The sequence below is a fragment of the Paenarthrobacter sp. A20 genome (assembly GCF_024168825.1).
Classification (GTDB): domain Bacteria; phylum Actinomycetota; class Actinomycetes; order Actinomycetales; family Micrococcaceae; genus Arthrobacter.
The window spans coordinates 3,525,596-3,544,260 of the sequence record NZ_JALJWH010000001.1; the positions used below are offsets into that span (position 1 = coordinate 3,525,596).

General features: G+C 62.7%; 17 protein-coding genes. 13 read left to right on the plus strand and 4 right to left on the minus strand.

Translation table 11 applies throughout. The features are described from left to right. The first annotated feature begins 10 nt into the window (after positions 1–10). The 3 genes from J3D46_RS16245 to J3D46_RS16255 are packed head-to-tail and all read left to right on the plus strand — an operon-like array spanning position 11 to position 3,348. Positions 11–1,675, plus strand: a complete 1,665-nt coding sequence (locus tag J3D46_RS16245) for an FAD-dependent oxidoreductase (protein ID WP_253468205.1) — start codon at positions 11–13, stop codon at positions 1,673–1,675. Continuing rightward, on the plus strand, positions 1,672–1,962 hold the full coding sequence (locus J3D46_RS16250) for a Dabb family protein (RefSeq protein ID WP_253468206.1): 291 nt from the start codon (positions 1,672–1,674) through the stop codon (positions 1,960–1,962). Before J3D46_RS16245 ends, J3D46_RS16250 begins: the two co-directional genes overlap by 4 nt. A gap of 42 nt (positions 1,963–2,004) precedes the next feature. After that, on the plus strand, positions 2,005–3,348 hold the full coding sequence (locus J3D46_RS16255; protein ID WP_231341303.1) for an MFS transporter: 1,344 nt from the start codon (positions 2,005–2,007) through the stop codon (positions 3,346–3,348). Between the two features lie 3 nt (positions 3,349–3,351). Here the strand turns inward: J3D46_RS16255 and J3D46_RS16260 are convergent, their stop codons facing one another. From J3D46_RS16260 to kynA, 3 genes are read right to left on the minus strand one after another with little or no spacing between them, the layout of a single operon-like run. Next, the gene (locus J3D46_RS16260) at positions 3,352–4,233 is read right to left on the minus strand and encodes a PaaX family transcriptional regulator C-terminal domain-containing protein (protein WP_253468207.1); all 882 of its coding nucleotides are present in this window, start codon (positions 4,231–4,233) and stop codon (positions 3,352–3,354) included. A gap of 7 nt (positions 4,234–4,240) precedes the next feature. Next, positions 4,241–5,479 carry a kynureninase gene (gene kynU / locus J3D46_RS16265; protein WP_231341305.1) on the minus strand — a complete coding sequence of 413 codons (1,239 nt, stop codon included), beginning with the start codon at positions 5,477–5,479 and terminating at the stop codon, positions 4,241–4,243. Positions 5,480–5,526: 47 nt separating this feature from the next. Continuing rightward, complete coding sequence (gene kynA / locus J3D46_RS16270) at positions 5,527–6,396, minus strand: tryptophan 2,3-dioxygenase (RefSeq protein WP_231341306.1); 870 nt, start codon at positions 6,394–6,396, stop codon at positions 5,527–5,529. Positions 6,397–6,503: 107 nt separating this feature from the next. On the opposite strand from kynA, the gene J3D46_RS16275 reads away from it, so the two are divergent. From J3D46_RS16275 to J3D46_RS16300, 6 genes are all read left to right on the plus strand, one after another. Further along, positions 6,504–7,022, plus strand: coding sequence for an HAD domain-containing protein (locus J3D46_RS16275; RefSeq protein WP_253468208.1), 519 nt, complete (start codon positions 6,504–6,506; stop codon positions 7,020–7,022). Positions 7,023–7,203: 181 nt separating this feature from the next. Then, positions 7,204–8,409 (plus strand): inorganic phosphate transporter, encoded by a 1,206-nt coding sequence (locus J3D46_RS16280; RefSeq protein WP_231341310.1) that lies wholly within the window; start codon positions 7,204–7,206, stop codon positions 8,407–8,409. Continuing rightward, on the plus strand, positions 8,406–8,627 hold the full coding sequence (locus tag J3D46_RS16285) for a hypothetical protein (protein ID WP_159699835.1): 222 nt from the start codon (positions 8,406–8,408) through the stop codon (positions 8,625–8,627). The genes J3D46_RS16280 and J3D46_RS16285 overlap by 4 nt, the downstream gene beginning before the upstream one ends. A gap of 96 nt (positions 8,628–8,723) precedes the next feature. Then, entirely contained in the window at positions 8,724–9,719 is a 996-nt protein-coding gene (locus J3D46_RS16290; protein WP_253468209.1) for a hypothetical protein, read from the plus strand. Next, complete coding sequence (locus tag J3D46_RS16295) at positions 9,716–10,606, plus strand: hypothetical protein (RefSeq protein ID WP_253468210.1); 891 nt, start codon at positions 9,716–9,718, stop codon at positions 10,604–10,606. The genes J3D46_RS16290 and J3D46_RS16295 overlap by 4 nt, the downstream gene beginning before the upstream one ends. 13 nt (positions 10,607–10,619) lie before the next feature. Further along, positions 10,620–11,171, plus strand: coding sequence for a dihydrofolate reductase family protein (locus J3D46_RS16300; RefSeq protein WP_253468211.1), 552 nt, complete (start codon positions 10,620–10,622; stop codon positions 11,169–11,171). A 27-nt stretch (positions 11,172–11,198) separates the two neighbouring features. Here the strand turns inward: J3D46_RS16300 and J3D46_RS16305 are convergent, their stop codons facing one another. Continuing rightward, a complete protein-coding gene (locus J3D46_RS16305; RefSeq protein WP_231341324.1) occupies positions 11,199–11,663 on the minus strand; it encodes a hotdog fold thioesterase in 465 nt (154 codons plus the stop codon). Positions 11,664–11,823: 160 nt separating this feature from the next. Between J3D46_RS16305 and polA the strand changes: the two genes are divergently transcribed. The 4 genes from polA (at position 11,824) to rpsA (ending at position 18,538) form a co-directional block, all read left to right on the plus strand. Then, the gene (gene polA / locus J3D46_RS16310; RefSeq protein ID WP_253469240.1) at positions 11,824–14,466 is read left to right on the plus strand and encodes a DNA polymerase I; all 2,643 of its coding nucleotides are present in this window, start codon (positions 11,824–11,826) and stop codon (positions 14,464–14,466) included. Between the two features lie 85 nt (positions 14,467–14,551). After that, positions 14,552–15,871: a GNAT family N-acetyltransferase gene (locus tag J3D46_RS16315; RefSeq protein ID WP_253468212.1), complete on the plus strand. Its 1,320-nt coding sequence runs from the start codon at positions 14,552–14,554 to the stop codon at positions 15,869–15,871. A 50-nt stretch (positions 15,872–15,921) separates the two neighbouring features. After that, positions 15,922–16,872, plus strand: a complete 951-nt coding sequence (locus tag J3D46_RS16320; protein ID WP_253468213.1) for a polysaccharide deacetylase family protein — start codon at positions 15,922–15,924, stop codon at positions 16,870–16,872. A 184-nt stretch (positions 16,873–17,056) separates the two neighbouring features. Further along, on the plus strand, positions 17,057–18,538 hold the full coding sequence (gene rpsA, locus J3D46_RS16325) for a 30S ribosomal protein S1 (RefSeq protein ID WP_026540604.1): 1,482 nt from the start codon (positions 17,057–17,059) through the stop codon (positions 18,536–18,538). Positions 18,539–18,665: the final 127 nt, after the last annotated feature.

Genomic DNA, 18,665 nt, shown 5'->3' on the forward strand with positions numbered 1-18,665 from the left:
AGGTACCACCATGAAATTCCTGAACTCCACACCCTCCGATACCTACGACGTCGTCGTCGTAGGTTCCGGCGCAGGCGCCCTGACCGCAGCGGCGACGGCCGCACGTGCCGGTAAGTCCGTCGTCGTGCTCGAAAAAACTGACGTGCTGGGCGGCACCTCTGCCGTGTCGGGCGGCATGCTCTGGGTGGCCGACAACCACCACGCCCGCGCAGCGGGACTGAGCGACTCCAAAGAAGCTGCCGCACAGTACGTCCGGGCCGTGGCGCGCGGACGGAGCCGTGAAGAGCTCTTGGACGCTGCGCTGAACTACGGGGACGCCATGCTCCGTTTCACTGAAGACGAATGCGGCGTCCGTTTCATCTTCCTCGATAACTTCCCGGACTACCGCCAGGATTTGCCGGGATCCGTGGAGGGCGGCCGAACGGTTGAACCCGAACTATTGAACATCCGCGAAGCGCTCGGCGAGCTTGCTGTCCATGTGCGCTCTGATGGCCGGGCTCCGTTCACCATGCAGGAATACGAAACCTGGGGTGCATTCACCAAGTTCCCTTGGGCGGAGCTGGGCCAACGGCAGGAAGAGGGGCTTGTTGCCAAGGGCCAGGCGCTGGTTTCGATGTTGTTGGCGAGCCTGATCCGTGATGACGCAGCGCTGGTGGTTGGTGCCCGCGGGCACCGGCTGTTGAACGACGGCGGCAAAGTAGTTGGCGTCCAACTCGAGTCGGGCGAAACTTTCCATGCCAACGACGGCGTCGTCCTGGCTACGGGCGGATTCGAATGGGACAAGGCCCTGGCGGATTCCCTGTTGGCCTCGCGCCTGTACATCATGTGTTCGCCTCCCTCGAATACCGGCGATGGCCTCAGGATGGCACAGCGGGTAGGGGCGCAAACGAGGGGAACCCGGGAAGCATGGTGGGCGCCGATGTCCATCACGGGGGACACCAGGGACGGCGCGCCGGTTGGAACACTGCTTCGCTTCGAGCGACAGGGACCGGGTTCGCTGATGGTCAACCGGCACGGCCGCCGTTTTGCCAACGAGTCCCAGAACTACAACGACCTCGCGCGCTGCCTGCAGTCTTGGGACTCGCCCAACAACCAGACGTTGAACACCCCGGCACACGTGGTGTTCGATCACAGCTATCTGGAACGGTACGGGGTCCTTGCACATCGGGCGGGCCAGCCGACTCCGGCTTATTTGATCGAGGCTTCCACCCTTGAGGAACTTGCTGCCAAAATCGGTGTCCCTGCAGAGAACCTTGCCGCTACTGTGCAGCGTTTCAACCACTATGCGGTCAAAGGCGAGGACCCCGACTTCGGCCGCGGTGAGAGCGCCTACGACAAGTACTGGGGCGACGACGACTGCCCGTGGCCCAACCCGTCCCTGGGTCCGCTCCACACTGGTCCGTTTTACGCAATGGAGGTTGTCAACGGTGCCTTCGGCAGCAACGGAGGCGTCGCCACTGATGGTTTGGCAAGAGTGTTGGACGTGGACGGCCAACCCATCCCTGGACTGTTCGCCGCCGGAAACACCACGGAGAATGCCTACGCTGCAGGCTACCCGGGGGCCGGTGCAACCCTGGGCCCCATCATGACCATGGGCTACCTGGCCGGCCGCACCATCGCGGGCCAACCGGCAGATTACGCCGCCACCGACGTCCGGGCGGGAGTTGGAGCATGATCCGCCACGCCGTGCTCTTCAAGTTCAAGGACGACTTCACCGCTGCGGACAAGGCTGCCTGGATAGAGGGGTTGAACCGGATGGACGGCAATATTCCCGGGCTCGTGAAGCTCACCCACGGCGCCGACGTACTCCGCCACGACCGTTCCTTCGATTACGCCATTGTGGCTGACTTCAATTCCGTGGAGGACATCGAGGTCTACAACACGCACGCGCTTCATGAACCACTCAAGAAGTACTCGTTTCCCAACAGCGAGCAGATCATTGCCGTTGATTTTCCGCTATAGCTTTCGAGCTGTTCGAACCTGCGCATTCAAGGGAGAATCGCCATGTCAACATCAACCCAGCAGCCTTCAACGTTGCGCAAGACCCCTGGTAAAGCGGCCCTCGCCTCGTTCCTGGGAAGCACGCTTGAATACTACGACTTCTTTATCTACGGCTCCGCCGCTGCGTTGGTCTTCGGGCCATTGTTCTTCCCGTCCGAGGATCCCGCCGTCGGCCTGATCGGCGCCTTCGCCACGTTTGGCGTGGCGTATGTGGCCCGTCCGGTGGGTGGGCTGGTGATGGGCCATTTCGGTGACAAACTCGGGCGGAAAAAGATTCTGCTCATCACCCTGGGCGTTATGGGACTCGCCTCCCTCGGCATCGGCTTCCTGCCCAGTTACAGCCAGATCGGCGTCTGGGCACCCATTCTGTTGGTGCTTGGCCGCCTGGCCCAGGGATTCTCCGCCGGCGCCGAGTCTGCCGGTGCTTCCACGCTGACTTTGGAGCACTCTCCGGAAGGGCGCCGCGGGTTCTTCACCAGCTTCGTGATGACCGGGTACGCCTCCGGGATGGTACTTGCCACGCTCGTGTTCATCCCTGTTGCTGCGTTGCCGACTGAAGCCCTCATGAGCTGGGGATGGCGCATCCCCTTCTGGTTGTCCATCGTTGTCCTGGCCATCGCATACTGGGTGAGGACGCACTTGGACGAGACACCCGTGTTCGAGGAAGCCAAAGACCGGCAGGCGGTTGCACCCATGCCGCTCCGGGAAGTCCTGCGCTTCCAATCTGCAGACGTGCTCCGCGTAGTTGGAATGTCCATCATGTCGGTCATGCAGACAATCTTCACGGTGTTCGGGCTCTCCTATGCAACCGGCGCTGCAGGGTTCGACAAGGCGGCGATCCTCACTGTCAATGCCGTTGCCATTGGTTTGTCGATGTTCGTGATGCCCTTGACTGCCAAGCTGTCCGACCGGGTGGGCCGCAGGCCGCTCCTCCTGACGGCAGCCATCGGGTGCTCAGTGACGATCTTCGCCTACTTCGGGGCGTTGTCCACCGGCAACATTCTTTTGGTCTTCGCCGCGGCCTTTGTCAACATGACCTTGCTGTACTCGTGCTTCAACGGGATCTGGCCTGCCTACTTCGCTGAGCTCTTTGCCGCCCCGGTCCGGTATTCCGGTATGGCATTGGGGAACCAGCTGGGTTTGGTGGTGGCGGGTTTCGCTCCCCTGATCGCGGGCCTGCTCCTTGGCAAAGGCCATGACGGCTGGCTCCCCGTGGCTTGTTTCGCGGTCCTGTGCATGGTGATCGCCGGCGTTGCTGCCTTCTTCTCGCGGGAGACGGCCAAGACGCCTATCGAAGATCTGGGCGAGCCGTATTGGCGGGGAGTCTCAGCCCGGAACGGGGCCTAGCAATCAGGAAACCGCAGCCCCGGCAGTTGCCAGCAACGTGTTGCGCACGAACTGTGCGCTGGGTTCGGCGTAGGTGGCAACAATCCGGCTGAACAACGCCGTACCTTCGGCCCCGGGCCAGTCCGCAGGCAGGAATGCCGCCGGCAACCCGGGGTCGAGGTAGGGAATGATCCGCCACCGGTCAATGCACTGGACATACGTGGAAAAGGCGTCAGGGGAAGGCTCCACCACACCGCCAGTATGCACCTGGCTGTCTGGCCCTTGATCGCTGCCCGAACCGTGCTCACGGATAAAATCCTTGTGCAATCCGGCTACTGCGTCCAGGTCCCACCACTTGGACGCAGCATCCCGGAGGCTGCCAACCACCAGCGGGGTTTCGGTCACGAAGATGGTGGCCATGGCCCGCAGCTCAAGATCGGCCAGAATTTCCTCTACTTCCACGCGCAACGAGTCCGGGCAGATCCACAGGCCTGCGGCCACGGTCCCGCATCCGATCCAGTGGAGCCTGCGCCGAAGCTGGTGCCGTTTCTCGCGCTCCGTCTCCGGGATGGAGAAGGAGATCAAGCACCAGGGATCAGATTCCGACATGCTGCGGGGGTTGTAGATCCGGCGGTCGCCGCGGGCCAACATGGTTGCAGCGCCCTCGGTGAGTGTGAAGCCGGCGACACCATCGCGGGCCTCCTGCAACACAACATCCTTTTTGCGCAGCCTGCCCAAAGCGGTCCGGGTTACTGTTCCGGACGTCCCCAGCGCTTCCATGAGGTTCACTATGTCCTTGGCGGACATCCACCCCCCGGCATCACGCAGATACAGGCCAATGACGGTACGGAGCAGCGAGGTTGTACTCCCTGGGCGGGAGTCCATGTCGTCAAGGACGGCACTCATTTCCGGCTCACAGCAGTTCCGAGAGGGCATCACGGATGGCCGCGACTCCCAGCTCGACTTCGGCATAGCTGGTGCTCAAGGGTGACAGGCCGATGCGCAGGCCGTGGGGAGGCCGGAAATCGGGGATGACGCCTTTCTCCCACAACGTGGCAGTGACATCAGCGAAGAGCGGGTGGTCCACGGTGATGTGTGAGCCACGTTCGGCAGGATTCCGGGGGCTCACGATTTTCGCACCAAGTGGCACCAGGTACTCCTCGGAAAGCGCGATCGCGTACTCGGTCAGCTTGATCGACTTCCCACGGACGGCATCCATTCCCACCGTGGCGATCAGTTCAACCATGTCCTTGAGCGGCTGCATGGCCAGCACCGGAGGCGTTCCGGTGATGAACCGGCGCATGCCCTGCGCCGGCTGGTACGAGTCCGTCATTCCAAACGGGTTATCGGCACCCATCCAACCCCAGATGGGTTGCTGCAAACGATTTTGCTGCGAAGCGCTGACATAGGCGAAAGCGGGTGAGCCGGGCCCGCCATTGAGGTACTTGTAGGTGCAGCCGACGGCGAGGTCCACGCCCCAAGCGTCCAGTTCCAGGGGCACGGAGCCAACGGAATGGCACAGGTCCCACAGCATCAGGGCCCCTGCTTGGTGCACCTTTGCGGTGATCGCCTTGGCATCTGCCAGGAACCCGGAGCGGTAGGCGACGTGGCTGAGGACCACGACGGCGGTCCGCTCGCCCAATAGTCCGTCCAGGTCTTCCGCCCGGACACCGCTGGCAGGGTTGGCGGCGATCCACTTGATGTTCGCGCCCCTCTCCTTGGCGATGCCTTCGATGATGAACCGGTCGGTGGGGAAGTTATCGCGGTCGATGATGATTTCATCCCGGCCGGGCTGGGCGTCCACGGCCGCGCGGATCATCTTGTACAGCATGACGGACGTTGAATCGCCAACCGTGGTCTGTCCCCGGGCGGCACCAAGCGCTACTTCGCCGATGCGGTCACCGACGGCAGTGGGCTCGTCCATCCATTGCTCATCCCAACCACGGATGAGGCGGCTGCCCCATGCGTCGTGGACGAAGGAGGCGAGGTTTCCTGCCGTAACCTTCAGCGGGCGCCCCAGCGAGTTGCCGTCCAAATAGGAGGTGAGCTGGTCGGCGTCGGGCGCGTAGAAGGCGTCACGCTGCGCGGCGAGGGGATCGGCGGCATCCAATTCGGCCGACGTTGGCCGTTGGGTTTGCTGTGCTGTGGTCATGGTTCCTCCTGCGGAAAGTGTCGGACGGGCGGTGCCCGTGCTGGTGCTTAGTTGCCGATTTCGGTTCGTACGGCGTAGAGCTCGGGGAAGAAGGTCAGGTCCAGTGCCCGCTTGAGGAAGTCCACGCCGGAGGATCCGCCGGTGCCCACCTTGAAACCGATGGTGCGCTGGACCGTCCGGAGGTGGCGGAAGCGCCAGGCCTGGAAGTTGTCTTCAATGTCCACCAGGTCTTCGCAGGCTTCATAGAGGCCCCACGGGGTGTCGTCCGATTCGTAGATCTTTTGGAAAATCGGGACGAGGTCTTTGCGGAAGGTCCATGGTTCACTGGTGTCCCGCTCGAGGATGTCGGCAGGGATGTCATAACCAGCGCGCGCCAGGACCCGCAGGAACGCGTCGTACAGCGTGTGTTCTTCCAGCAGGCTGCTGAGCAGCTGGTGGGCTTCGGGTTCGCTTTCGAAGACGCGCAGCATTCCACGGTTCTTGTTGCCCAGCAGGAATTCGACGCCGCGGTACTGATACGACTGGAACCCGGATGAGCTCCCCAGGAAACCACGGAACTGGGCGTACTCGCGGGGAGTGAGGGTACCGAGGACGGACCACTGCTCAGTCATGGTGCGCTGGATGGCCTTTACCCGGGCGATGCACTTCAGGGCCTTGCCAAGGTTGTCAGCATCGAAGAGCCTCCGGGCTTCCAGCAGTTCATGCAGGACCAGTTTCAGCCATAGCTCGCTGGTCTGGTGCTGGATGATGAACAGCAGTTCATCGTGGTGTTCAGGCTCGCTGAGGGGGTGCTGGGAGCTGAGCAGGCGGTCAAGGTCCAGGTACCCGCCATAGGACATAGCGTGCCGGAAATCAGTTCGGACGGTGTCCTCGATATCGCGGACGCTCTGGGCGGAATGGACTGTGGGCTTTTCCATGCCTTGAGATTATCACTTCCATGACGAACGTCAAGAGATTGATTTCAACTGGCTGGGCTGCTCGGGTCCCGTAGGCTGAACTTCAACCGCTGGGAGGGGGAGTGGACATGGGTACCGAGGAAAACGCCGTTGTGCCAGTGTCGATCTATTTGGACGTCGACGGCGTCGTGAACCCGTTCAGCCCTATGGGCACCACTGATTGGGGTAACGAATGGACCTTTGCCGACGCCGGCATCCTTGATGTCGCCTTCGCGCCGGAACTGGTAGCCGAACTCAATGACCTTGCCGAGTATCCTGCCGCGCGTTTTGTCTGGCTGACCACATGGGAGCGCCTTGCTCCGGAGTTCCTCTGCCCCGCCATCGGGCTTAAAGGACAGGACTGGCCGGTCCTTTCCAGCCAAGGCTGGGACCAGGGCTCGGAATGGTGGAAGCTCGTAGCCCTCCAAAAGGATCTTGCTGCCACCGGCAGCGAGCGGATTATTTGGCTGGACGACCAGCTCAGCCAGGAATCCGATGCCCTGTCCTGGGCTGAATACCAGCAGGACCGTGTGCTTTGCATCTCACCTGATCCCCGCAAGGGACTGTCCCGTCGCGACCTTGCGGCCGTGCGGGCCTACCTGGGGTGAATCGCAGCTCCGGTACGTTTGTCCACTCACGGTAAGGCACGTAGGATTCTTAAGGTTTCAAGCCCGCCAGAGTGAATCCCGCAAGCTGAGTCAGTTGAACAATTGCTGAACTATGCTGTGGATGGCAGGTATGGGGAAGTGAAACTGCTGAACGTCGACGACTCTGCAGATTGGGCAACAGGTGGATATCACCTTCATGGTCGCGCTGGTAATAGCGTTGGCCCTATTCTTTGACTTCACCAACGGTTTTCACGACACTGCCAATGCGATGGCTACGCCCATCGCTACGGGGGCGATCAAGCCCAAGACGGCTGTCGCCCTGGCCGCCGTGCTCAACCTCGTCGGCGCCTTCCTTTCCACGGAAGTGGCCAAGACCATCTCCGGCGGACTGATCCGGGAAGGCTCTGACGGCATTCACATCACTCCGGACATCATCTTTGCCGGACTCATGGGGGCAGTGCTCTGGAACATGGTTACTTGGCTCAAGGGCCTGCCATCAAGTTCCTCGCACGCATTGTTCGGCGGCCTGATCGGCGCAGCGGTGGTGGGCATCGGATTCCACTCCATCAATTTTGAAACCGTGCTGCAGAAAGTGATCCTGCCAGCCATTTTCGCGCCCCTCATTGCCGGTCTGGTGGCATACATCTGCACCCGGCTCGCCTATGCGCTGACCTCGCGGCATGATCCGGAAACCGGCGACAAGCTCACCCAGAAGCGCGGCGGATTCCGTACAGGACAAATTTTCACGTCGAGTTTGGTGGCCCTCGCGCACGGCACCAATGATGCCCAGAAGACCATGGGCATCATCACCCTTGTCCTTATCGCCGCCGGCACCCAGACTCCGGGCAGCGGACCCCAGTTCTGGGTTATCGCAGCCTGCGCTTTTGCCATCGCCATCGGTACCTATGCAGGCGGCTGGCGCATCATCCGGACTATGGGATCGGGCCTGACCGAAGTGAAGCCGGCCCAGGGATTCTCCGCAGAAACCAGCACCGCGTCAGCTATTTTGGCTTCTTCGCACCTGGGCTTCGCCCTCTCCACAACCCAGGTCGCATCAGGTTCCGTCATCGGCTCGGGCCTTGGCCGCAAGGGCACGTCGGTCCGATGGGGCACTGCCGGCAAGATCGCCCTTGGCTGGCTCTTCACACTCCCGGCCTCGGCCATTGTTGGTGCGTTGACAGCCCTGCTGGTCGGCACCGGAGTGGTGGGCGTCATCATTGCCGCCGTCGCTGGCACGGCGGCGGTCTTGTTCATGTTCGTTGTCTCGCGGAGGTCCCATGTTGGCCACCACAACGCAGTTGAGGTCGAAGAAGCCGGGCACGCTGTCCGTTTCCGGAAGAAAAAGAAGTCACGAAAGACCACGCCGAGTAAGGATGCGCAGCGATGAAATGGTTGGAATTGCTGCAGGTAGCTGGAGTCACCCTCTTCTCCGCGGTGACACTGGTGGTCCTTTATTCACTGGGGGTCCGCCTCACGGCCATCGCCGGTGACGCACAGCAGAAGTCGCCAGGGCTCATGCGTTCGCTTGCCTACGCGTGCTTCGCTGTCTGTGGCGCGGCTGTGCTGTTCGGCATTTACCTCATTGTTCCGTACTTCGGAAAATAGCCGGCTCTCTGGCAGTCACGTCCATTCGGGAGAATAATCAGCAGTGTGGTCATACACATGACTACGTGGTTGTGATCCGGCAGATGTGGGGCCGTCATGAAGTGCCAATCCCGAAGCCACATCATCGGACTGGCGCTGGTTCCGGTCTTGATGCTGAGTCTGTCTGCCTGCCTTCCACCCTCCTCTGATGGCGTCCCGCCAGGTCCTGGATCAGCGTCCTCCTCGGACGGTACGTCGGCGCAAACCCTGCCGTCCGTCGTCGTTCCTACGGCCAGTCAACCCGTTGGTCCGGCGGGTCCTGGCGCACCCCAGGCGGAAGCGCCCGTCGTCCGGTGGGTCCCCATCGGACCGGTCGGACCCAATGACCCGACGTCAGGCCAGCGATACCTCCTCCTCCAGCAATTCCAATGCGACGCCTTGACCCAGAGCGTGGAAGGCGCCGATGACGCGGCCGTCTGGTTGGCAGGCGCTGCCGTGTGCCGCGCCTTGCAAAGTGGCAGCCAGCAGGACTGGCAACGGGCGTCCATCGCGGTCGCCGCCACGCCAAGGATTCCACAAACCCAATGCCTCGAATTCAGGGTGGCTGCCACGTCCGCCGCACTGCTCGCCCAGCATCGAAGCAATCCGGGCGCAACCTTCAAGGTGGAACCGGGCCAGGGCGAAGCATGCCCGCGGCAGCTGGTTGGTTTGACCGTGGTAGACGACGAACTCAGGCCGGTTCCAGGAACGGCACGTGCCTCCGGCCCTCGTTCGGGCGGCACCATTGTGCGTTTGGACGGCTACTACGTACGGGTGGGCGACGTCCTGTTCGACGGCGTTCCTGCCGATGTTGAGTTTGTCGGCGACAGGAATGACTACGGCACCATCCATCTGCGGATGCCACCGGCAAATGGACGGGACTCCGTTCGTATTTCCATCACGGACACCGTGGACGTCGCTGGAACCGTGACCTTCTACTATGACGATTCCACGCCTTCCGGCAGCCCCGCTCCGTCCGAAACGGCTGGCACCGCACCGGCCACGGGGGCGCCCAGCGGTACGGCCCCGCCCACATCGACGTCCGGCGAAACAACCCCGACGGCCGCCCCGTGAGCACGGTGCAGGAGCCCGAAGAGCGAAGCATCATCAACACCCGTTGGCAGAGGACCCTTGAAGTCCTCTCCGTCATTGGTCCGCCGTTGACGGTTGCCACGGCTTTGCTGGTCTACTTCGGTTGGGCACGTACGGATGCGCAGGCCAAAGCAATGGGCCTCGATGTCAGCCTGTTCGGCTACACGGTCCAGGACTTTATCCTCAGGAGCATCCAATCGCTGTTCCAGCCGTTGGCCTGGCTGGTGGTCATTGGTTTGCTCTGGCTCATGCTGGACCGGGCGGTGTCCCGTCTCCTTGAGGCGGGCCGGCACAGGAAGCCTGTCCGCCTGACCGCCACCATCGTGATGTTTCTCGGCTTTGCCTATGCGGCAACGATGTGGTTGGCGGTCTCGGCGCGTCCCGGGCAAATCGTGCTTTACGCCCCGTTCCTGATCGCTGGAGGCCTCGTCGTCGGGGCGTGGGGACTCAGTGTGCGCCGCCGGGCCGTAGAACCCTCAGGGCGCGCCCTGCGCATCACGCCCAGGGCCCTTGAGAGGTCCCTGGTGTTCGTACTCGTCACATTGCTGCTCTTCTGGGGCACCTCCGATTACGCCCAGGCCTTGGGGCGGGGCGCAGCCCTCGATTACCAGGAGCGGTCCAGCCTGCTGCCCACCGCCGTCGTCTACAGCAAGGAGCGGCTTGCGGTTACGGCACCCAACGTCCAGGAGGAGTCGGCCGGATCGGAGGCGGCACCGCTGTACCGGTATACGGGGTTGCGGCTGCTGGTGGTCAGCGGGGGACGGATTTTCCTCCTGAACGACGGGTGGTCCCTGGCGCGGGGCCGCGTTGTAGTCCTGCCGGACGACGGCAGTGTCCGCGTGGAGTATGGGAACCCGGCCGCGGACTGACTAGTCTGGCCACATGTCGACCTTCCAGTACTACGTAGCATCCACCATCGACGGCTTCATAGCCTCCCCGGAGGACGACCTAGGGTGGCTCCTGCAGTTCGACCGGGTTGAGGGCGTGAACGAAAGCATCGAGTCCTTCATGGCGGGCGTCGGTTGCATCGCCATGGGTGGAGACACCTACCGCTGGCTCATGGAGCATGAACCGGGCAAGTGGCCTTACCCGGACACGCCCTGCTGGGTCTTCACCCACCATGAGTACTCGGCTCCGGCGGGCTCGGATATTACTTTCGTCCGCGGTGACGTGCGCGAGTTCGCGCCGGACCTGCTCAAGGACGCAGGTGGGAAGAATGTGTGGCTGGTGGGCGGAGGCGACCTCGTGGCGCAATTCGCCAATGCCGGCTTGCTCCAGGAGATGATTGTCACCATCATCCCCGTGGTGTTGGGCGCAGGAAAGCGTCTCTTGCCGCTTGAGGGCCCGACGGCGCCCCTTGAGTTGATCTCGCACAAGATCCTTGGCGGGGCCGCGGCCGAGTTGCACTACCGGTTGCCGCAGCGCCCGGTTTAGGCGCCCCGCTTTCAACAGTCCCGGGGTTCAGTGGCGGTTGTCCCGGATCATGTTGGTGATCCGGGCAGTGGAGAGCCGGCGGCCCTTCTCATCGGTGATGACGATTTCGTGCGTGGCCAAGGTGCCGCCGAGATGGATAGCCGTGCAGGTACCTGTCACCAGCCCGCTGGCCACGGAACGGTGATGGGTTGCCCCCACCTCGATGCCCACTGCGTGCCGGCCCCTGCCGGCGTGAAGCGACGCGGCGAACGATCCCAACGTCTCGGCGAGGACTACGTGGGCTCCGCCATGGAGGATGCCCGCAACTTGGGTGTTTCCTTCCACGGGCATGGTGGCCACCATGCGCTCCGCGCTCATTTCCGTGAACCGGATACCCAGTTTCACCACCAGGGCACCAACACCATGAGCCGAGAGCCAATCGTGGAACGCTTCGGGTACACCTGCCTCGTTGAGCTCATCGGCAAACGGGTTCGGCGTGAAATTGTCCATCATGCCAACTAGGCTGGCACCTGTGAGTGAAACAACCAAACCGGACCAGGTTCCAACGGCCCAAGCTGCTGCCATCGCGACAGCACCCACCCCTTCTGCCACAGCATCCGCCAGCACCGTGGGGGAGGGCCGGCCCAGGTTGCTGGTCCTGGACGGCCACTCCATGGCGTTCCGGGCTTTCTACGCCCTGCCGGCTGAAAACTTCTCCACGGCCAGGGGGCAGTACACCAACGCGGTACACGGGTTCACGTCCATGCTGATCAACCTGATCAAGGACCAGAAGCCAACCCACGTAGCCGTGGCATTCGACGTTTCCGACGACACCACTTTCCGCAAAGCCGAATACAGCGAATACAAAGGCGGGCGCAATGCCACGCCTGTGGAGTTCGCCGGGCAGATCGGCCTCATCGCCAAGGTCATGGAAGCATGGGGCATCAGGACCATCGCCATGCCCGGCTACGAAGCCGATGACGTCCTGGCCACACTCGCATCACAAGGCGACGCCGCGGGCTTCGAGGTCCTGCTGGTGTCCGGCGACAGGGACGCGTTCCAGCTGATCAACGACAACGTCTTTGTGCTCTACCCCAAGCAGGGCGTGAGCAATATTCCCAGGATGGACGCTGCAGCCATCGAGGAGAAGTACTTCGTCAAGCCCGGCCTGTACTCGGACCTCGCCGCGCTCGTCGGCGAAACAGCGGACAACCTCCCCGGCGTTCCGGGCGTAGGCCCCAAGACGGCCGCCAAATGGATCAACCTCTACGGTGGCCTTGAAGGCATCCTCGAAAACCTTGATTCCATCGGTGGCAAGGTGGGCGGAGCCCTCAAGGAGAACCTTGAGAACGTCAAGCGCAACCGCAGGCTCAATCGCCTGCTGACGGACCTCGAGCTGCCCCTGACGTTGGCAGACCTGCACGAGCCCCGTCCGGACCGCCAGGCGATCGAGGATCTTTTCGAGGAACTCGAATTCCGGACGCTCCGCACGCGGCTGTTCGATCTCTACGGTGACGACACCGCCGGGGAGGCCCCGGACACCATCGATGCCCCGGAATACTCCGCCCTCACGGATGCCGCGGAACTTGAGTCCTTCTTCGCAGCCGGCTCCGGTGTGCGCTCGGCGCTGGCAGTGCAGCTCGTCCCCGGACGCATCGGGGATGACGCGAGTGCCCTGGCTGTTGTCAGGAGCAACGGGGCCGGGTACATCGACCTGACGAGTCTGGACGCTGCAGCTGAGTCGGTCTTGGCCCGGTGGCTCAGGGATCCCGAGGAAGCGAAGGTGCTGCACGAGTTCAAGTCGGCCCTGAAGGCCCTTCACAACCGTGGCCTCGGCCTGGAAGGCGTGGTGGATGACACCTCCATCTCCGGCTACCTGATCCAGCCGGACCGCCGCAGCTACGATCTCGCCGAACTGGCCCAAGTGCACTTGAAGATCTCACTTGCCACGGCCGCCGCCCAGTCCGGGCAGCTGGAGCTCGACCTCTCGGGTGAAACAGACCAAGCTGCCGCAGCAGCGCTCGTCCAGCATGCCGCCGTCGTGCATGCCCTCAGCAAGCACTTCGAAACTGAACTTGCCGATATCAAGGCCGATGCCCTGTTGACGACGCTCGAACTTCCGGTGGCACGTGTGCTGGCGCAGATGGAACTGACCGGCATCTTTGTGTCCACGGACCGCATGGACGAGCAGCTCGCTGACCTTACCAAGGTGATCGAGAACGCCCAGGAACAGGCTTTTGCTGCGATCGGGCACGAGGTAAACCTCGGTTCGCCCAAGCAACTGCAGACAGTCCTCTTCGAGGAATTGGGACTGCCCAAGACCAAGAAGATCAAGTCTGGCTACACCACCGATGCCGCTTCCTTGAAGGGCTTGCTTGAGAAGACCGGACACGAATTCCTGGTCCAGCTCATGGCGCACCGTGAGTCCTCAAAGCTGGCCCAAATGGTGGAGACGCTCAAGAAGTCCGTGGCCGATGACGGCCGCATCCACACCACTTACGCGCAGAACATCGCCGCCACGGGCCGTATTTCGTCCAACAACCCCAACCTGCAGAACATCCCGGTGCGCAGCGAAGAAGGCCGGCGGGTTCGTGGAATTTTCGTGGTCAGCGAAGGCTACGAGTGCCTGTTGTCAGCGGACTACTCGCAGATCGAAATGCGCATCATGGCGCACCTTTCCGGCGACGAAGCCCTGATCCAGGCGTACCGCGACGGAGAAGACCTTCACCGCTTCGTGGGCTCCCGGATCTTCAACGTGGAGCCGGCCGAAGTCACCAGCGCCATGCGGTCCAAAGTGAAGGCGATGTCCTACGGCCTCGCGTACGGACTCACGTCCTTCGGCCTCTCCAAGCAGTTGGAGATCTCCGTGGACGAGGCCCGGACGCTCATGAAGGACTACTTCGACCGCTTCGGCGGCGTACGCGATTACCTGCGTGGTGTCGTCGACCAAGCCAGGACGGACGGCTACACGGCCACCATCGAAGGCCGCCGCCGTTACCTCCCTGACCTGACGAGCACCAACCGCCAGGCGCGCGAGGCAGCAGAACGCATCGCTTTGAACTCGCCCATCCAAGGCTCTGCTGCAGACCTCATCAAGCGCGCCATGCTGGGTGTGTCCGCCGAGCTCGCCAGCCAGGGCCTGAAGTCGCGGATGTTGCTGCAGGTCCACGACGAACTGGTCCTGGAAGTTGCTCCAGGAGAGCGCGAAGCCGTGGAGAAGCTGGTCATCGAACAGATGGGTTCAGCCGCCGAGTTGTCAGTCCCGCTCGATGTCCAGATCGGCGTTGGCTCCAGCTGGTACGAAGCCGGGCACTAGTCCGGTCCGTGAATTCCGGGTATCGCCGCAGGGCGCGCCGCCGAGATGGTGGCGCGCCCTGCGGCGTCTGACTAGGCTCGGAATCGTGGCCGATCCCAATGAACCAACCTCCCAAAAATATTCCGTCCAGCGTTTTCCCGCCGTAGCCGACAAGGAAGACGCCGCCGGCTACAGCCGCTGCGCCACGTGGGTGCAGGCTGTATCGCACGGATTCCACCAGCAGCGGCGTGATGACGAGTACGTCGCCAAGACCCTTGCTTCATACCAGACCGACAAGCGTGAGCTGACAGGCGTCTACGTCAACGGCCCCGTACCGGAGCACTCCCTTGGCGCCAATGTGCCGGTGGCAACCTACGCCACCATGCGCAAGGCCCTGAATATCGGTTTTGGCCGGCAGCTTGAAGCCAACCTGGTCACGGCTGTGACTGTCCGCGGAACACACCGCCGCCATGGAATCCTGCGGGGGATGATCACTGCCGACCTGGAGAGCGCCAAGGACGACGGCCTGGCCATGGCGGCGCTGACGGCCTCCGAAGGTTCCATCTATGAGCGTTTCGGCTTCGGTGTGGCTACGTTTGAGCGCAGCATCAAAGTCGACACGGGTCCCCGATTCCGGATGAAGGGACAGCCGCAGGGAACAGTGGAGGTCGCCGATCCATCGGTCCTGTTGGAACTGGCACCCCACGTGTTCAAGCGTGTGCAGCGGCTGTCGCCGGGCTCGGTGGACCGCCAGGAGTATTACCGGCTTGTTGCCTCGGGTTCCATTGGGCATGACGGCAAGCCCGACACCAGCGTCCGCTGTGCCCTGCACTACGACCTGTCCGGGGCATTGGATGGCTTCGTCTCCTACCGTTTCAAGGGGTGGGACCACAAGCCGTACACCATGGAAATCGTGGACCTGGTGGCCGCAACCAATACCGGATACCTCGATCTGTGGCGCTTCCTGGGCAGCATCGACCTCATTGAGGAAGTAACCTGGGCCGAAGCCCCGGTTGACGACGCCCTGGCGTGGGCGCTTGAGGACCCACGCTGCATCGAGGCCTCCGAAGTCCGCGACATGCTGTGGCTCCGGATCCTGGACATACAGTCCGCCTTGCAGGCCCGCCATTACGCCTCGGCAGGTCACTTGGTCCTGGAAGTGACGGACCCGCTCTCCCTGGCGGGTGGCACTTGGGTCCTGGAGTCCGACGGCGGTGCTGCCGCCGCCGTCGTAACTGAAGCCTCCGGACAGTCACCCGACGTCAGCATGGACGTGGCCGACCTCGCCTCCATCTATCTTGGCGTGGTGTCGCCGGTGACCCTGGCCGCCGCCGGGCGCATCCACGAAAAGTCCTCCGGTGCCGCGTTCCTGGCCCAGCAACTGTTCGCGGTCGAGCGCCCGGCTCATTGCTTGACGCACTTCTAGGCCGCACCACCTCATCACAACCACATAGCCACATCTGAGTAAGGACATCCATGGGGGATTCCAAGCGGCGGCCATTGGCCGGCCGGCGATCAGTGCTGCTTGGAATGGCGGGCCTCGCGTCCGCTGCCCTGGCAGCATGCGCTGACGGCGCATCCGTCGAAGTACCCTCGGCAGCATCGGCGCCCTCCGTGGCGGCGGGGACGGGCCCGGCCACACCGCCGCCGTCGATCGCTGCAAGATCAAGCGAACAGGCTGCCGCCGCCCTCGCACCAGCACCGACGTCCAAACCGGCCGCAGTGCCGGACAGGCAGCAGATCGTGGCCGAGTTCGCCGGCAGGCATCCCAGGGAATGGGGGCTGCACATCACCGGAGTGGTCAACAACTCGCCATCGCAGCACGTGGCCTTGACGTTTGACGCCTGTGGCGGGCCGGGCGGCGCGGGGTGCGACAACGCCTTGTTGCGTACCCTCCGCCGGCTCGACGTCCCTGCCACGCTGTTCATCAACAGCCGGTGGATCCATGCCAATCGGTCGTTGTCGGAGGAACTGGCGGCGGACCCCCTGTTCGAACTCGCCAACCATGGCACCATGCACCAGCCGCTTTCCGTTAACGGGAGGTCTGCTTACGGAATCCCCGGAACGGCCAACGCCGCTGCTGCCTATGACGAGCTGATGGGGAACCATGCTCTGCTGCAGGAACTCACCGGGGCCGCCCCTAAGTTCTTCCGGCCGGGGACTGCGTTCTACGACGACGTAGCGGCGGAAATGACTCGCAGGCTTGGCATGCTGCCCGTCAATTTCACAGTCAATGGTGACGGCGGCGCCACCTATTCGGCAGCCACCGTGGCCGCGGAGGTAGGACGCGTGGCGGCCGGTGACATCGTCATTTCACACTTCAACAGGCCGGCGTCCGGGACTGCGGAAGGATACGCCCGGGTTTTGCCGGGGCTGCTCGACCGGGGCGTCACCTTCGGCCGCCTGCGGGACGTGCTGGGCGTGTGACACTCCTTTTGACCCTGCTTTCCCTATGCGACTAGAATAAACGGGCGTGTACTACGTGCATGCATCCATTTTGTATTAATCCACAAATCAGGATGACCCGGTAATTTGCCGTGTTCTGCCGTCCGGACCCGGGCGGCAGCGGTTTGCCTGACCGACTCACTATCCACAACGGAGCCCCTACTACATGACCATCACCTCCACCGAGAAGCCCGGTACCCCCGTAGTCGCCATTAACGACATCGGTACCGCTGAGGACTTCCTCGCAGCTGTCGACGCCACCATCAAGTACTTCAACGACGGAGACCTCGTCGAAGGTACCGTCGTCAAGGTCGACCGCGACGAAGTTCTGCTCGACATCGGTTACAAGACCGAAGGTGTCATCCCTTCCCGCGAGCTTTCCATCAAGCACGATGTTGACCCCGGCGACGTTGTCGCCGTTGGCGATCAGGTCGAAGCTTTGGTTCTCACCAAGGAAGACAAAGAAGGCCGTCTGATCCTCTCCAAGAAGCGTGCTCAGTACGAGCGCGCCTGGGGCGACATCGAGAAGGTCAAGGAAGAAGACGGTGTCGTTACCGGTACCGTCATCGAGGTTGTCAAGGGTGGCCTCATCCTGGACATCGGCCTGCGCGGCTTCCTGCCCGCATCCCTCGTCGAGATGCGTCGCGTCCGCGACCTGGCTCCGTACATCGGTCAGCAGATCGAAGCCAAGATCATCGAGCTGGACAAGAACCGCAACAACGTTGTGCTGTCCCGCCGTGCATGGCTCGAGCAGACCCAGTCCGAGGTTCGCTCCACGTTCCTCAACAAGCTGGAAAAGGGCCAGGTTCGTCCGGGCGTTGTTTCCTCCATCGTCAACTTCGGTGCATTCGTGGACCTCGGCGGCGTAGACGGCCTCGTTCACGTATCCGAGCTGTCCTGGAAGCACATCGACCACCCGTCCGAGGTTGTCGAAGTTGGCCAGGAAGTCACCGTCGAGGTCCTCGAAGTGGATCTGGACCGCGAGCGTGTCTCCCTGTCGCTCAAGGCTACGCAGGAAGATCCGTGGCAGACCTTCGCCCGCACCCACGCCCTCGGCCAGGTTGTTCCGGGTAAGGTCACCAAGCTGGTTCCGTTCGGTGCGTTCGTTCGCGTCGAAGACGGCATCGAAGGCCTCGTGCACATCTCCGAGCTGGCTGTCCGCCACGTGGAGCTCGCAGAGCAGGTTGTCTCCGTTGGCGACGAACTGTTCGTCAAGGTCATCGACATCGACCTCGAGCGTCGCCGCATCTCCCTCTCCCTCAAGCAGGCTAACGAGGGCGTTGACGCTGACAGCACCGAGTTCGATCCCGCTCTGTACGGCATGGCCGCTGAGTACGACGAAGAGGGCAACTACAAGTACCCCGAGGGCTTCGACCCCGAGTCGAACGAATGGCTCGAAGGTTACGAGACCCAGCGTGCAGCTTGGGAGCAGCAGTACGCTGACGCCCAGACCCGTTGGGAAGCCCACAAGAAGCAGGTTGCCCAGCACGCTGCTGACGACGCTGCTGCTGCAACGTCCGGTGAGAGCGATTCCGGCACCACGAGCTACTCCTCGGAGCCGGCCGCTGCTGAGTCCAACACCGGCGGCGGTACCCTGGCGTCCGACGAAGCACTCGCCGCACTGCGTGAGAAGCTGACCGGCAACTAATTCCGCCTCCCTCACGGGATGTGCTGAATAGCCAAAGAAGGACCCCTGCCTCCGGGCGGGGGTCCTTCTGCTTAAGCCGCGACGTGAAGCCAGCGGCACGGACTGATGCGCCCCCAAACGGCTGAGA